The organism is Acidocella sp., from assembly GCF_036489515.1.
In the GTDB taxonomy this organism is placed as follows: Bacteria; Pseudomonadota; Alphaproteobacteria; order Acetobacterales; family Acetobacteraceae; genus Acidocella.
The window spans coordinates 19371-33585 of record NZ_DASXFO010000003.1 but is presented as its reverse complement, the minus strand read 5'-3'; the positions used below and the strand labels follow the sequence as shown (position 1 = coordinate 33585).

Below are 14215 nucleotides of genomic sequence, written 5' to 3'. Positions count from 1 at the left end.
CGCGTCGAGCAACTGGCAGAAAAACAAAATATTCATGTTCCTCCGGGTATAGGCAGGACAATTTAAGCGTGTATCGGGCCTATGCGGGGGCGCGCGTTTCGCGGCGGGGTGATGACGGGATTGTGAAGTGGCCCGCACCGGAGAGCGGCGGTTCGCGGAATGGAAGGTCCGATTGCCGGCCTGATGTGGCGACCGGAGCCGCTTGAAATTTTTGTCGATCCGGATCGTGCAGACAAGGACGTGCTCTTCCGGAACGGATGTCACGGTCTCGTGAGAGGTGCAGCAGATGCTGACCGGAATGGCAATCCGATAACGTGATGTAAAGGTAACAGGACACGTTACACATCCGTTCTTCATATTTTTATTTGTCGCGTCGTTAATCGTTTAGAAATCAAAGCCATTTTATAACGATATTGAAATCAAAAGATTGGCATGGCGTTTGCTCTATTCCTTGCGGCGGCAGAGGTGCCGGCAAGAAAACCGGTTGCGCCGCGCTCTCAACCCTGACGCCTCGGTCCCTGCCGTCGCATGGCCGAGGTTGCCAGACACGAAACAGAACAACGGAAAGGATCGTTTTATGCATAAGCTTCTTCTCGCCTCCTCAGCGCTTCTCGCCCTCGGCATCGGCCTCGCGCAGGCGCAGTCGACGAACACGACGAGCAACGGCGATGGCTTGGCGGTCGGCGTCAGCAACGTTCCGGTGTCCGTCGCCTTGGACGGTAGCACTTCGAACGCGGCGACCAATGGCAGCAACGCCGGCAATACGCTTGCAAGTAACGGCGGCAGCGTCGGCGATACGAGCGTTTTGAAGGACAGCGATAATCGGACCAATGCGTCAACGGCGCTTGGTCTCAACGACAACGCTGTGACCAACGGCTCACTTTTTAATGTCAACTCCGACAACCATGTCGATGTGAGCAGCACGCTGTCGTCCGCGCGTGCCGGCGGCAGCCTCGACAGTTATGGCACCAATGCCGGGTCTGCCGCGCCGTTCGGCGGGGCATATTTCGGCTCGAGGGTCGACGGCAACGAGGTGAACGGCAATATCGGTATCGTTACGAGCGCCTCCAACACCGGTATCCTGCAGCAGAACATGGCGGTGTCGGCCGTTGGGTTCAATGCCGCCGGCTCCTCGACCGGGCATTAGCTGAAACTTTCTCCAGCCGTGGGGGCTGCACCGCTCGGATCAAACCAGGTGGTGCAGTCGACCCATGACGCGCGCAATTTTGGAACGAGCTCTGGACGCAAGGAGAAAGCCTATGGGGAACGCAAAGTTGGGCGGCATCTTCGCGATTGTTGCGATGTCGGCAATTTGTGGAACGCATGGTCTCGCGTGGGCCGGCAATCCGAACTTGGGTGAGGCGGGGACGCCGGGCGTGTGGGCGGTGTTGTCGGGACGTCAGCTTTCGCTCGGCGACCTCGCCAAGATCCGCGGCGAAGGGAACGTCACCATCACGGATTCCATGAACACGACCAACAACCAGCTCAACGTCACCTCGTCGAGTTCGGGCACCTTGAGCGGCTCTGTTTCGGGTCTTTCGGTGACCGGAAGTGTCGCGAGCAACACCATCGAAGCCAATTCGGGATTTACAAATATATTGTCAAACACAGGCAATAATGTGATGATGAACAGCAGCACGGCGATTTTTATCAACGCACAATAAAAGCGTGGGGTGGAGATGAAGGTCGGAAAGAACCTGTCGCGGCGGATGGTCGGCCTGATGGTGGCGAGCGCGCCGGTCGGGCTGTGGGTCGGGGCGCCGGCCGATGCCTCGGAGTTGCAGATCAGCGGTCCGGTTGCCGGGTTGCCCGGCATCTCGCCGCAACTGCCGGTGCAAAGCTTCCAGGCGCGCCGCTTCAGCGCGGTGGTTCCGCAGGAGTTCGATTATTCCTGTGGCTCCGCGGCGTTGGCCACACTCCTCACCTATAGCTACAACATGCCGATCACCGAGATGGTGGTGTTTCGCAGCATGGTCCAGCATGGCGACAAGGCGGCGATCGAGCAGTCGGGCTTTTCACTGCTCGACATAAAACTCTATCTGCAGCGCCAAGGGCTCGCCTCCGGGGGCTTTCGGGCGCCGCTTTCGACCCTCGCCTCGGTGCGGCTGCCGGCGATCGTCCTGATCAACGTGGCCGGCTACCGCCATTTCGTCGTGGTGACCGGCATCCGGGACGGCCGCGTGCTGCTGGCCGATCAGGCGGTCGGCATCAGGAGCGTTTCGCGCGCCGCCTTCGCGCAGCAATGGAGCGGGATCTTCTTTGTGATCCTCGATCACGTCACGGAAGCGCAAGCGAGCTTCGATCAGGAACGCAATTGGACGAACGCGCCGTCAGCGCCCTTGGGGCTCGCGCGCTTCATGGTGGATCTATCGACCTTGCGCCAGACCGGTGCCGGGAATTCGACGGTCTTCTGAAACGATCGTCTGAAACGAGGGCAGCATGTACGCACAGACATTGTCGCGCCACAGAACGCCTGGCCTTGTGGCGTCGGTCTGGCTCCTCACGGTGGCGGCTTGGCCCGGGGGCGCGTGGGGGCAGAGCGTGGCGGCCGACCCGGTGGGGCTTCTCGCGTCAGCCGGGTTCGCCCAGTACAGCTTGACCGACGCGCAGCTTGGGAAGATCCGTGGGGGCTTCTCGCTGCCGAACGGCATCTCCTTCAGCTTCGGGTTTCAGCAGGAGACCAGCGTGAACGGCGCGGTGATCCAGAGCGTCATCGTGCCGGACACTGCGCTGACCGCGAACCTCACCCAGATCCCCGTCTATGTCGATCAGACAAAGGCGTTGTCGCTGCCGGTTGGCGGCACAGCGGCCAACATTCCGATCACGGTCACAACCATGACCAACGCGGGGGCGACCGCGATCCAGACGACGCTGAGCAGCGGCGGCATTGTCAATTCGATCAGTAATTCAGTCAATAACCAAGACATCGAGCAGGTATCGCAGATGAGCATCTCCGTGTCCGGCTTGGCCGCGGCTGCCGCCGCCGCGGAGGTGGCGAACCGCGTGCTGAGCGCGGGAACGCTCGGCGTCAGGTTGCCCTGACAGGAGACGCGCAAACAAATGGCGCCGCGTGCGGGCGGGAGTGAGAGTCCGAGAGCAACATCGGATCGACTCATTCGAACGGATAAAGTTGCGGGCTCTGACGGGAGAGAGATAGAGAGAGATAGAGAGAGATAAGGACAGGCGAATGACAGGCAATGCCGGGGCGGTAGGGCAGCGAAGGGTCATGACCGCGGCACTCGTCTGTGCTTTCCTGTTGGTGGGCGCCGCTCTGCCGGCAGCGGTGGCGCGTGCCGGGCAACCCGGCACGCAGGGTGAGGCCACGCCCTGGCTCGCGGGGGCGCTGCAACTTCCCAACGGGGCGCTGGAGAACGAAAAGGCGCGCGGGTTCACGCCGGGCGGTGGCGTGCAGTTGCCAGCGCCGCAGCCCCAAGTGCAGCTCTGGGACGAGTTCAGTGAACCGCGACCACAAATGCTCGGAAATGCTCCCGTTGCCGTGCAAATTGGCGGGACTTCATAATGGGATCGAGTTCGCAACATATGATTAAAACAACAAGTTGAAGTCATTTTTGTTGCGTAACGTATTATCTCTGCGATAAACAAATCATAATAGGTCAGCGTGGCGATTGCAGTCGTTCCGCACGGTGGCTGTTTGGTCCGTCCACGTCTGAGGAGACAATAATAATGCGTCACATCCGTTCATCGGTTGCTGGGCTGACTTTCGTGCGCGGTTGTGGCGGAAGGGGGGAAAAACGGCAGATCCTGGCGCAACGTGTCGTCGTCGGCGCGATTTGCTGCGCCGGGTTGGCGGCGCCAGTCCATGCGCAGACCACGACGCAGCCTGACCTGCTCACGCCGCAGGACGCGGCAAAAGTCCGCGCCGAGATCCTCCAGGAGCAGCAGCAAATTCATGTCCTGGAGCAGCAGCTCCACTTGCAGAGCCTGCGCCTTAACGACCAGCAGAACCTGTTGGACGCCGAGCTTTCGAAGCTCAGGGCCAGCTGCCGACCGGCACAGGCTTCTATTCGCTCGAGCCGAACGTCACGATGCTCATCCCGACATCACCGGGCGTGTTGTTTGCGAACATCCTCTACGGCGTCAATTTCTCCCGCGATGTCGAGATCGCGAATCGTGCGGGCGGGGCGCCGTCGCCGGCGACCATTGACCCCGGCAACTTTCTCTCGCTCACCTTCGGGATCGGCTTCGCCCTGAATGACAAGACCTCGATGACATTCAGCTATCAGCAGGAACATGTCTGGCAAACGACCGAGGACGGCGCGGGGCTCGGCGGCTCCTCGTATGATTTCGGGACGTTCAATTTCGGGGTTGGGTTGCAGGTCGCGCGGAACATCGCCGTCAATATCGGTGCGGGGATCGGCGTCGGTCCGAACAATCCCGTGGCCAAGATCATCATAGAGGTGCCGATTCGCTTGAATCTCTGATCACGCGGCAGAACGCCTGGTGCAACAGCCGCAAGAAAGGAAAGGCTACTTTTTGTGAACAAAAAGTAGCAAAAAAAACTTTATATGCTCGGGTATGGGCGTTGTCGCTGACAACGCCCATACCCGAGCGGAATAAAAGTTTTTGCCCCGCTTTTTCCAAAAAGCGGCCGCTTCCCTTTTTCTGGGATGCGGCCTGATTGCCCTCCCTACGGTTCAAACTTTCGTGACGTCTGTCTTACTGTGTCCGCCCTTTGCCGCATCGCGGTGACCTTGGCGCGCGGCGTCCCGCCACCAACGAAGCTGGCGCCTCTCGATTGCGCCGAGTCATAGGTATTACCTATTTATGCCATCCAGCGATTGTATTTTCTTTGCCTATAAATCGCGGGTAGTCGGGGGTAGCCAATGATAGAGGCGCGAGTGTCACGGTAGTCGTGATGAGCGCAGGTTTGAATTAAACGGAGAAAAGCGGTGGCTGAATCCAAAGGCATGACCCATGCGACCGGGGCGCCGGTAGCGGACAATCTGAACACGATGACGGCGGGAGCGCGCGGCCCGGTCCTGTTGCAGGACATCTGGCTGATGGAGAAGCTCGCGCACTTCGGTCGTGAAGTGATCCCCGAGCGCCGCATGCACGCCAAGGGCTGGGGCGCTTACGGCACCTTCACCGTCACCAAGGACGTCACCAAATACACCAAGGCGAAGGTCTTCTCCGAGGTCGGCAAGAAGACCGATATGTTCGTCCGCTTCTCGACCGTCGCCGGCGAGCGCGGCGCGGCTGACGCCGAGCGCGACATCCGTGGCGCCGCGATCAAGTTCTACACCGAGGAAGGCAACTGGGACATCGTCGGCAACAACACGCCGGTGTTCTTCTTCCGCGACCCGATGCGCTTCCCGGACCTCAACCACGTTGTCAAGCGCGACCCGCGCACCGGTCTGCGCTCGGCCGACAACAACTGGGACTTCTGGACGCTGCTGCCCGAGGCGCTGCACCAGGTGACCATCGTCATGTCCGACCGCGGCATCCCGAAGACCTTCCGCAACATGAACATGTTCGGCAGCCATACCTTCTCGATGATCAATGCGGCCAACGAGCGCGTCTGGGTGAAGTTCCACTTCAAGACCCAGCAGGGCATCCAGAATTACACCGATGCGGAATCCGCCGCGGACGTTGGCAAGGATCGTGAGACCCATGGCCGCGATCTGCTCGAGGCGATCGAGCGCAAGGAATTCCCGCGCTGGACGATGTCCATCCAGGTGATGACCGAAGAGCAGGCCCGCACGCACAAGCACAACCCGTTCGATCTCACCAAGGTCTGGCCGAAGGCCGAGTTCCCGCTGATCGAAGCGGGCGTGCTCGAGCTGAACCGCTGGCCGGAGAACTACTTCGCCGAGGTCGAGCAAGCTGCATTCTCGCCGGCGAACGTCGTCCCGGGCATCGGCTTCTCGCCTGACCGCATGCTGCAGGCACGCCTGTTCTCCTATGGTGACGCGCAGCGCTACCGTCTGGGCGTGAACTTCAACCACATCCCGGTCAACGCGCCGAAGTGCCCATTCCAGAGCTATCACCGCGATGGCGCGATGCGCACCGATGGCAATCTGGGCGCCAAGGTCAGCTACTGGCCGAACAGCAAGGACACCTGGATCGACAACAACCCGGCGGCCACCGAACCGCCGCTGCCGATCGAAGGCGAAGCCGCGCACTACGATCATCGCCTCGAAGAGGATCACTTCGAGCAGCCCGGCAACCTGTTCCGGAAGATGACGCCGGCACAGCAGCAGGTGCTGTTCGAGAACACCGCGCGCGCCATGGGCGACGCCCGTGTCGAGGTGAAGCTGCGCCACATCGCCAACTGCACCAAGGCGGACCCCGCCTACGGCGCTGGCGTCGCCAAGGCGGCTGGCCTGAAGGCCGAGTAAGCAGAAGCCCGCCCGGGAGCTCTCTCTCTCCTGGGCGGGCATAGACAAGCAGCCGCTTTTTGAAAAAAGCGGCGCAAAAACTTCTTCTTCGCTGGGCCATGGGCGTTGTCACTGACAACGCCCATGGCCCAGCATAAATAAAGTTTTTTTGCTTCTTTTTGTTCACAAAAAGAAGTCTTCCTTGTCGCTAAATAGAGCAGGTTCCGTTCGCCTTTGTGCACGGAACCTGCTCTATTTGTTTGAGCGAGCAACGACATTCGATCCGATCGAGAAGGACATATCGAAGTGAACGACGAAAAAACCGCTCTCGGCAAAAAGATCCTCAGGCTCAAGCGTGAGAAGGGGCTGAACTGGAATCAGGTCGCGGAGCGGCTCGGCTATTCCCCGGTCTGGACCTGCGCCGCGTGTCTCGGCCAGATGTCGATGACGCCGGAAACCGCCGACAAGGCCGCTGCTTTATTCGGGCTGAACGCCGAAGAGGCGGCGCTTCTCGCCGAAGCGCCATATCGCGGTTCGCTGCCGACCGCGGTGCCGACCGACCCGCTGATCTACCGGTTCTACGAGTTGATCTCCGTCTACGGCACCACCTGGAAGGAAATGATCCAGGAGGAATTCGGCGACGGCATCATGAGCGCCATCGATTTCGACATGACTCTGGAGCGCCAGCCGGACCAGAAGGGTGACCGCGTGAAGATCACCATGAGCGGCAAGTTCCTGCCTTATCGCCGGTACTGATAAAAAGCGGCCGCGTCCGTGGGCGTTGTCGCCGACAACACCCACGGCCCAGCATAGCCAAAAGTTTTTGCGCCGCTTTTTTCAAAAAGCGGCTGCTTTCCTTCCTTGTCTGGCCTTTCCTTCCCCCCGCGGTGCATAAGGGCGCGTGGATCAACAAATTTCTTCTCCTTATCGCGTCGCCGTCATCGGTGGCGGTCCTGCGGGGCTGATGGCCGCCGAGGTGATGGCGCAAAATGGCTTGGCGGTGACCGTGTTCGACCGCATGCCCAGCCTCGGGCGCAAGCTGCTGATGGCCGGACGGGGCGGCCTCAACATCACCCATTCGGAACCGATGGCGCGTTTCCTGCCCCGCTATGGCGAGGCCGCGGACTGGATGGCGCCCTGGCTCGCCGCCTTTCCGCCGGAGGAGGTGCGGGAATGGTGTGCGGGGCTGGGACAGCCCACCTTCGTGGGCAGCAGTGGTCGGATCTTCCCCACGGCGATGAAAGCCAGCCCGCTACTGCGCGCCTGGATCAGGCGGCTGGAGGGTTTGGGCGTTACGCTGGTGACCCGCGCGGAATGGACCGGTTGGGAGCCGGAGGTCTTGCGCTTCGCCGACGGCACCGTCAATGCCGCCGATGCCGTGGTGCTGGCCCTGGGGGGCGCTTCCTGGCCACGGTTGGGGGCGAATGGCGGTTGGACCGCGTTGCTGCCCGATATCGGCATCACGCCGCTGCGCCCGGCCAATTGCGGTTTCAGGGTCGATTGGTCGGCTCATTTTGTTCAACGCTTCGCAGGCACACCGCTCAAACGCATCGCGTTGTCATGCGGTGATGTGACGGTTCCGGGCGAAATGATGATCACCAAGGACGGAATAGAGGGGGGCGCGGTCTATGCCCTGTCGGCGCGGGCGCGGGAGATGATCGCACGTGACGGCGGGGCCGAGCTTCGCGTCGATCTGCGCCCCGATCTGAGTGCCGAGGCGTTGACCGCCCGTTTGGTGGGGGCGGTTCGCGAATCCCTGTCCAACCATTTGCGCAAGCGGGCGGGCCTGTCGCCCGTGGCAATCGGCCTGGTTCAGGAAGCGCGCCATGCCGGCAACACCTCATCCCTGGTAGGCCTCATCAAATCCCTGCCATTGCGCCTGGTGGCGCCCGTCGGTCTGGCGCGCGCCATTTCCACCGCCGGGGGGATCAGGCTCGAAGATCTGGACGAGCGCCTGATGCTGCGCCGCCATCCCGGGGTGTTCGCGGCAGGCGAAATGCTGGACTGGGAGGCGCCAACGGGCGGGTATTTGCTGCAAGCCTGCCTGGCCACCGGCCGGGCGGCGGGGCGGGGGGTGCTGGCTTGGTGCGGCGAGAAGAAAGCAGCCGCTTTTTGAAAAAAGCGGCGCAAAAACTTTTGTTATGCTGGGTCATGGGCATTGCAGGCGACAGCGCCCATGGCCCAGGAGCAAAAAGAGTTTTTTGGTAGTGGGTCAGTTCGAAATGCGGCTTTGGGTGGTTTTCTGCCGGACCACTCCCAGGCGGTCCAAGAGTAGACCAGACCTTCGGCTTAGGGCCGATAGCGGACAGGCAGCTTACGGGAGGAGAGCGCAACACCCGCCGTCTGCCGGCCTGCCCAGATCAGCGGTTCTCTCCTTTCCGAGCAAAATCATGACCGGCCCGCACAACCTGAGGGTATTACTATTAGGTCGGCGTACTCATGAGGACCAGGTTGGATCGGCTGGCCCGCTCAACCCGTGGCCTCCTAAATGCCCTCTCCGCGATCACCGGCAAAAAGGCCGGATTTTGGCCTTTAAATGACGCCTGGGCGAATACAACAACGGCTCACGGCCGGCTTATGCTTACCGTTTTTGGTGGCTTGGCTGAATTTGAGCGCGAGCTGATCCGTGCTCTTTAATCGCCTATCGGCGGACCTTTGTCGGTTTATCATCGTCTTGCTCTTTTGGTGTAAACAAAAGCGTCAGTTTATGGCTCATCGGTGGGGTCATCCCCGCCAACTTCGAGAGCTGGCCTTGAGGAGAATTCAGGTGAAAACTATACGAACGTGACATCTCGCGACTAAAGCCCGATTCTGGGTGACCATAGCGCAGCGTTAGTCTGGCATTCCCTGCAAAGCTGTTTTTTAGGTTAACCCGGCCGTGGGAGTATCCAGCGAAATTAACTGATATGTCGCGTCCCGCGGCCACTATGCTCGGGGCGGGCATTGATGTCTGGATATCGGGGAGCATGTTATTGATCTCGATTGACTGGGAAACGATTTCGTATCGCAACGGCCAGGCAAGGGTGTTCCGGAGTTGAAGTGACACTTGGATCTCTATTATAGCTCCAGGCGGGTCTAAGCCGACAAATGCGGCATCAACTGCCATTCCCCACGCGCAATCGTAATCCTTTTTTGTTCGCTTTGCCCGGTCGATAAGCCATACGACCCCAATCCAGGACCAAAGAGAGAGGGCAAAGACAAGAAGCGCCGTTACGCCAAGAAATAGAAAGCTCCCATGGCGGACGTAAGCCCATATCCCGGCGCCAGCACTAACCACCCCGCCGATCGGCAATCCAAGTGCGACACCAACACTCAGGCCGTTATTAACTGTTTCCAGCCAGTCCCTTACCCACCCCATGCCGCACCACTCCTTGCCAGGAGAATGCTACGGAGCTCAACAAATGTCGATGAGGCGTTAGGCCCCTACTTTTCCGCAGTAGTGCAAGGAGCCGCTGGTTTCCAAGGCTATTTCATTGCCAAAAGCCTATATTATATACGAACCACCGGGGGCGACCTCCCCCCAAGATCTTGGCATAGGCTTAAATCATGCTCTGACTATAAACCGGACTTCTGCAACAGAAACTGACGATTGCTGATGCTGTCGGCGAGCCGCTTTTTTGCTTCCCAGGACTTGCCCATGACGCGCGCGAAGTCGCCGATATCGCCTTTCAGGAGGCATTCCTTCATGCGAAAGGCGTCCGCCTTGATCTCATGCAGCGCCTCCAGCGTGGTTCCCGTACCGGACGCCAGATTGGTGGTCTGCGTCTCGATGATGGCGGCCGAGGAGCGCGAGGCGCCACTGTTGAACAGCACCAGCGAGGCTTCAAGCTCCGAGAGAATCCAGGAGCTCACCCGCAGCGGGTTCACAACGACCCGCTCTTCCGGGTAAAATTCCATGAAATTCACCCCGCCGAACGTCGCCGCATACTGGTCCTGCCGCCCGCCTTGGAGCCCCGCATCGCCCCGCTCGATTTCAAAGGCGAGTTGCGCGATCTCATAGTCGCGCAACGGCAGGGAAAACCACGCCACAAAGGCGTTCAGCAGCGACACTACGAGCGTCGACGAGGCGCCCAGTCCCGATCCGGGAGGAGCATCGCAATAGGTCGTGATCCGGCAGGATAGCGGGCGGCCGCTGTTAAACTGCGTGACGACGCGCCGGTAGACGGCGCGGTGAAGGATCAGCGGATACGCCACCTCAAGACACGGATCAGCCTGGGTCTGAAATGCACCATCGATGTCGGCACAAGAGAAGCAGATCTGCCCGTCGTCAGTCGGCTCCAGGACGGTATAGGCATAGAGATTGACAGTGACATTCAGAACGGCGCCGCCGAAGTGGTCGCAATAGGGCGAAACGTCAGTCCCTCCGCCGGCAAGCCCCAACCGAAGCGGCGCACGCGAGCGGACGATCATGTGAATGTGTTAAGCAAAAATTCGTTTTGAAATCAAATCAAATATGCCAATTAAGAAAGCGGCCGCTTTTTGAAAAAAGCGGCGCAAAAACGTTTACTATCCTGGGCCATGGGCATTGTCGCCGACAACGCCCATGGCCCCAATTAACAAAGTTTTTTTGCTACTTTTTGTTCACAAAAAGTAGCCTTCCTTCACTTGCCTGAGGCCACCGGCGGGCGGCGGGGAGCGAAATTCTGCTCCAGCGCCCGGCCGAGGGCGAGCATCGGCCCTTCGTCGAACAGTCTCCCCCAGAGGCACACTGAATGCGGCACCTCGCGCGGCGCCGCGTCGCCCGGCGGCGCTGCGGTCGGCTGGTAACGCGACAGTCCGTGCGGGTCCCTTGTCTCTGAGTTGAAGAAGCCCACCGGCAGGCACAGGCAGGGATGGCCGGTGAAATTGGTGATCACCAGCATCGGCCCGACCAGGCTCGGCCCAATCACGACATCCACCTGGCGGAACACCGCGTCCATCTCCGTCATCACCAGCCGGCGCAGCCGGTCGAGTTGCACATGGTCGACGGCGGAGAGAAAGCGTGCCTTGCGGAAGCCGTTCGGCCAGGCAGCCGGGCCCTGCCAGGTCAGCATGTCGTCGCGGCCGCTCAGCGTCAGCTCCTCGAAAGCGGCGGCGGCTTCGGCCTGCAGCAGCCCGAGCAACGCGTCATAGGGGAGTTTGCGGCGGGTGAGGGGCACGAGTTCCAAGCCCAGCGCCCGCACGCTCTCAAGCGCCTGCCGGTCCAGCGCCTGCGCTGCTTCAAAATCTTCCGGATGGTAGCCGACCCGCAGCCCCTCGATCGACGTGCCGGACGCGTAGCCGAACGGTACAAAAATCTGGAATTCATCCAGCGGGTCGGGCTGGTTGAGCACGCTGAGCACGATCGCCGTATCCTCGACCGTGCGGCCGATCGGGCCGATCTTGTCGAGCGACCAGCAGAGCGGCATCGCACCGCGGCGGGAGACGCGCCCATAGGTCGGGCGCAGCCCCGTCACGCCGCAGCGCGTGGCGGGCGAGACGATCGAGCCGAGCGTCTCGGTGCCGATCGCAAACCCGACCAGACCGGCGGCTGCGGCGGCGGCGGACCCGGCGCTGGAGCCGCTGGACCCTTCCTGCGGATTCCACGGATTGCGCGTCCGCCCGCCGAACCAGAGATCGCCATAGGCCAGCGCGCCGACGGCGGTCTTGCCCAGCATGATCGCGCCGGCCTCGTGCAGCAGGTCGGTGATGAAGGCGTTCTGCGCGGGCACATGGCCCTGATAGGGTTCGGCGCCCCAGCTGGTCTCGACGCCTGCCGTGTCGATGATGTCCTTCATCCCATACGGGATGCCGTGCAGCGGGCCGAGATTTTTGCCCTGCGCCGTCATTGTGTCGAGCTCGGCGGCGCGGCGCCGCGCCGCGTCGGCGGTGATGGCGGCAAAGCAGAACAGGCTGGGGTTCAGCCGGGCGATCCGGTCGAGATAAATGTTTGTCAGCCGCGTGGCGGTCAGTTGTCCGGTCTGGATCCAGAAACACAGCGCGGCGAGCGGTGCGAAGGCGATGTCCTCGTCATCTGCCGGCAGCTCGGCCTCGGCCGGCGTGATCTGGAACGGCCCGACCGGCGGCGGCAGAAAGCCCGGAAGCCTGGGGTCGAAGCGCGTGGCCGGGCCGAGGGCGGCGGGCAGGGCGACCGCGCGGCGCTGCTGAGCCCGTGCGATCTGCTCGGCGAGATTGTCCAGCATCAGCTGGCGTTCGGCGTCCGTGTAGCAGATGCCGAACAGGGGCTCGGCGGCGGCAAGCGTTGCGTCGGAAATCGGCAGAGGGTCGGGCACGAGAGCCTCCTGGAGCAAAAAGAAGCAAAAAACTTTATTAATCTGAGCCATGGGCGTTGTCGGTGACAAGCCCATGGCCCAGCATAACAAAAGTTTTTGCGCCGCTTTTTTCAAAAAGCGGCTGCTTTCTTGCTAAAGCCGGGCGCGCGCCGTTTGTGCCGGCAGCGTGCGGGCGGCGGGGGAACTTTCGACGGCCACGGGGAGGCGCCGGGTTTTCGCCAGGACCGAAAGCCGCCAGGTCAGGGCCTGGGCCAACGCGACCGCCAGAGCCCCCAGCAGATACACCGAGGGATAGCCGAAATGGCCGATGACGATGCCGGCGAGCGGGCCGGTCGCGCCGAGGGACACGTCCAGAAACACGGTATAGACGGCAATCGCGGCCCCGCGATTGGAGACCGGCACGGTCTTCAGCGCTTCCACGGCCAGAGCCGGGAAGATCAGGGACAAGCCGAACCCGGTCAGCATCGCCCCGCAGATCGCGACCCAAGGTGATGGCGCCAGCCAGAGGATGCCCAGGCCGAAGAATTCGATGATGAAGGAGATGAGGCTGCAGCGATAACCGCCGAATTTGCGGATCGCGCCGGAGAAGAAAATCCGCACCGAGGCGAAGGACGCACCGAATGCGGTGAGCGCATAGGCGGCGCCGCTCCAATGATGGTCGGAGAAATAGAGCGTGATGAAGGCGACGATGGTGGCGAAGCCGAGCGAACCCAGCGCCAGCGCCCCGCCGAACGGCAGCATGCGGCGGAACACCGTGCTGAGGGCGATCGGCATGCCGCGCACCACCGGCACGGGTTTTTTCAGGACGCAGAGGCCCAGGCCCAGCAGCGGCAGGATGGTGGTGGTCAGGCCAACGGCGGTCAGCCCGTGGATATGGCTGAGCAGAACGCCGATCGGCGCGCCGGCGGCGATGCCGCCATAGGAGGTGACGCCGTTCCAGGAAATCACCTCGGCGGTATGGGTAGCGCCCATCCGGCCGATGCCCCAGGTGATGCAGCCGGTGCTGACCCCGCTCTCCGCCGCGCCGAGGAACAGACGGCTCAGGCACAGCCAGATCAGGATGCCGGTGGCGCTGCTCTGGAATGCGGCTTCGAGAACGCACAGCCCGCTGACCGCGCCACTGGCCAGGCCGCCGAGCACTGCCCATTTCGGCCCCCAGGAATCGGTGATTTGCCCCACCGTCGAGCGCGTCACGAAGGTCGCGGCATATTGCAGGCTGATCAGGAAGCCAGCCAGTGTGGCGCTCAACCCGAGCTGGTTGTGGACGATGCTGGGAAACACCGCCAGCGGCAGGCCGATCAGGAAATAGATGATGAAATTGAAGTACACCGTGGCGAGGATTTGCCAGGTGACACTGACGGATGGCGCTGCCTGCGTCGTGGCGGCAGCGTTGCGGGTAGTTTCCATAAAAGGCGGCGAGTCCTGGTATCTGCAACCTGCAGTTTGCGCCAGAATTGCCTTTACTTCCAATGCAAGCCGGGCATACGTGCTGCCTGATTTGGTGCGGCGCAGCAGGCGCAAGGAAGACTACTTTTTGTGAACAAAAAGTAGTCTTCTGCTCCTTTGGGCCCGTGCTGTTTCAGCGCCACAGGCCCAGCGGAGTAAAAGTTTTTGCGCCGCTTTTTT

At 61.4% G+C, this 14215-nt stretch carries 15 protein-coding genes; 10 read left to right on the top strand and 5 right to left on the bottom strand.

Annotation, left to right across the window (positions count from 1 at the left end; all coding sequences use genetic code 11):
• Window positions 1-577: 577 nt before the first annotated feature.
• From VGG47_RS00395 to VGG47_RS00375, 5 genes are all read left to right on the top strand, one after another.
• Window positions 578-1147: a hypothetical protein gene (locus tag VGG47_RS00395; protein ID WP_331534871.1), complete on the top strand. Its 570-nt coding sequence runs from the start codon at window positions 578-580 to the stop codon at window positions 1145-1147.
• Between the two features lie 112 nt (window positions 1148-1259).
• Window positions 1260-1664 carry a hypothetical protein gene (locus VGG47_RS00390; RefSeq protein WP_331534870.1) on the top strand — a complete coding sequence of 135 codons (405 nt, stop codon included), beginning with the start codon at window positions 1260-1262 and terminating at the stop codon, window positions 1662-1664.
• Between the two features lie 15 nt (window positions 1665-1679).
• A complete protein-coding gene (locus VGG47_RS00385; RefSeq protein WP_331534869.1) occupies window positions 1680-2414 on the top strand; it encodes a C39 family peptidase in 735 nt (244 codons plus the stop codon).
• Between the two features lie 25 nt (window positions 2415-2439).
• On the top strand, window positions 2440-3042 hold the full coding sequence (locus VGG47_RS00380) for a hypothetical protein (protein ID WP_331534868.1): 603 nt from the start codon (window positions 2440-2442) through the stop codon (window positions 3040-3042).
• Between the two features lie 145 nt (window positions 3043-3187).
• Window positions 3188-3520: a hypothetical protein gene (locus tag VGG47_RS00375; protein ID WP_331534867.1), complete on the top strand. Its 333-nt coding sequence runs from the start codon at window positions 3188-3190 to the stop codon at window positions 3518-3520.
• Window positions 3521-3699: 179 nt separating this feature from the next.
• Here VGG47_RS00375 and VGG47_RS00370 read toward each other — a convergent pair whose 3' ends face one another.
• Window positions 3700-3933, bottom strand: coding sequence for a hypothetical protein (locus VGG47_RS00370; protein WP_331534866.1), 234 nt, complete (start codon window positions 3931-3933; stop codon window positions 3700-3702).
• Window positions 3934-4046: 113 nt separating this feature from the next.
• Between VGG47_RS00370 and VGG47_RS00365 the strand changes: the two genes are divergently transcribed.
• The 5 genes from VGG47_RS00365 (at window position 4047) to VGG47_RS00345 (ending at window position 8975) form a co-directional block, all read left to right on the top strand.
• A complete protein-coding gene (locus tag VGG47_RS00365) occupies window positions 4047-4442 on the top strand; it encodes a hypothetical protein (protein ID WP_331534865.1) in 396 nt (131 codons plus the stop codon).
• 486 nt (window positions 4443-4928) lie between these two features.
• Window positions 4929-6359 (top strand): catalase, encoded by a 1431-nt coding sequence (locus tag VGG47_RS00360; RefSeq protein WP_331534882.1) that lies wholly within the window; start codon window positions 4929-4931, stop codon window positions 6357-6359.
• 285 nt (window positions 6360-6644) lie between these two features.
• On the top strand, window positions 6645-7094 hold the full coding sequence (gene cynS, locus VGG47_RS00355) for a cyanase (RefSeq protein WP_331534864.1): 450 nt from the start codon (window positions 6645-6647) through the stop codon (window positions 7092-7094).
• Window positions 7095-7239: 145 nt separating this feature from the next.
• Window positions 7240-8454 (top strand): NAD(P)/FAD-dependent oxidoreductase, encoded by a 1215-nt coding sequence (locus tag VGG47_RS00350; protein WP_331534862.1) that lies wholly within the window; start codon window positions 7240-7242, stop codon window positions 8452-8454.
• 323 nt (window positions 8455-8777) lie between these two features.
• Window positions 8778-8975: a recombinase family protein gene (locus tag VGG47_RS00345; RefSeq protein ID WP_331534861.1), complete on the top strand. Its 198-nt coding sequence runs from the start codon at window positions 8778-8780 to the stop codon at window positions 8973-8975.
• 4 nt (window positions 8976-8979) lie between these two features.
• Here VGG47_RS00345 and VGG47_RS00340 read toward each other — a convergent pair whose 3' ends face one another.
• From VGG47_RS00340 to VGG47_RS00325, 4 genes are all read right to left on the bottom strand, one after another.
• On the bottom strand, window positions 8980-9696 hold the full coding sequence (locus VGG47_RS00340) for a hypothetical protein (protein ID WP_331534860.1): 717 nt from the start codon (window positions 9694-9696) through the stop codon (window positions 8980-8982).
• Between the two features lie 197 nt (window positions 9697-9893).
• Window positions 9894-10748, bottom strand: coding sequence for a hypothetical protein (locus VGG47_RS00335; RefSeq protein ID WP_331534859.1), 855 nt, complete (start codon window positions 10746-10748; stop codon window positions 9894-9896).
• Window positions 10749-10939: 191 nt separating this feature from the next.
• Window positions 10940-12589, bottom strand: coding sequence for an amidase (locus tag VGG47_RS00330; RefSeq protein ID WP_331534858.1), 1650 nt, complete (start codon window positions 12587-12589; stop codon window positions 10940-10942).
• 132 nt (window positions 12590-12721) lie between these two features.
• Window positions 12722-13996, bottom strand: a complete 1275-nt coding sequence (locus tag VGG47_RS00325) for an MFS transporter (RefSeq protein ID WP_331534857.1) — start codon at window positions 13994-13996, stop codon at window positions 12722-12724.
• Window positions 13997-14215: the final 219 nt, after the last annotated feature.

Coding starts and splice junctions, on each gene's coding strand:
- VGG47_RS00375 (WP_331534867.1), top strand. CDS start 3,188: ATGACAGGCAATGCCGGGGCGGTAGGGCAGCGAAGGGTCATGACCGCG.
- VGG47_RS00340 (WP_331534860.1), bottom strand. CDS start 9,696: ATGGGGTGGGTAAGGGACTGGCTGGAAACAGTTAATAACGGCCTGAGT.
- VGG47_RS00360 (WP_331534882.1), top strand. CDS start 4,929: ATGACCCATGCGACCGGGGCGCCGGTAGCGGACAATCTGAACACGATG.
- VGG47_RS00335 (WP_331534859.1), bottom strand. CDS start 10,748: ATGATCGTCCGCTCGCGTGCGCCGCTTCGGTTGGGGCTTGCCGGCGGA.
- VGG47_RS00390 (WP_331534870.1), top strand. CDS start 1,260: ATGGGGAACGCAAAGTTGGGCGGCATCTTCGCGATTGTTGCGATGTCG.
- VGG47_RS00365 (WP_331534865.1), top strand. CDS start 4,047: ATGCTCATCCCGACATCACCGGGCGTGTTGTTTGCGAACATCCTCTAC.
- VGG47_RS00380 (WP_331534868.1), top strand. CDS start 2,440: ATGTACGCACAGACATTGTCGCGCCACAGAACGCCTGGCCTTGTGGCG.
- VGG47_RS00385 (WP_331534869.1), top strand. CDS start 1,680: ATGAAGGTCGGAAAGAACCTGTCGCGGCGGATGGTCGGCCTGATGGTG.
- VGG47_RS00325 (WP_331534857.1), bottom strand. CDS start 13,996: ATGGAAACTACCCGCAACGCTGCCGCCACGACGCAGGCAGCGCCATCC.
- VGG47_RS00395 (WP_331534871.1), top strand. CDS start 578: ATGCATAAGCTTCTTCTCGCCTCCTCAGCGCTTCTCGCCCTCGGCATC.
- VGG47_RS00345 (WP_331534861.1), top strand. CDS start 8,778: ATGAGGACCAGGTTGGATCGGCTGGCCCGCTCAACCCGTGGCCTCCTA.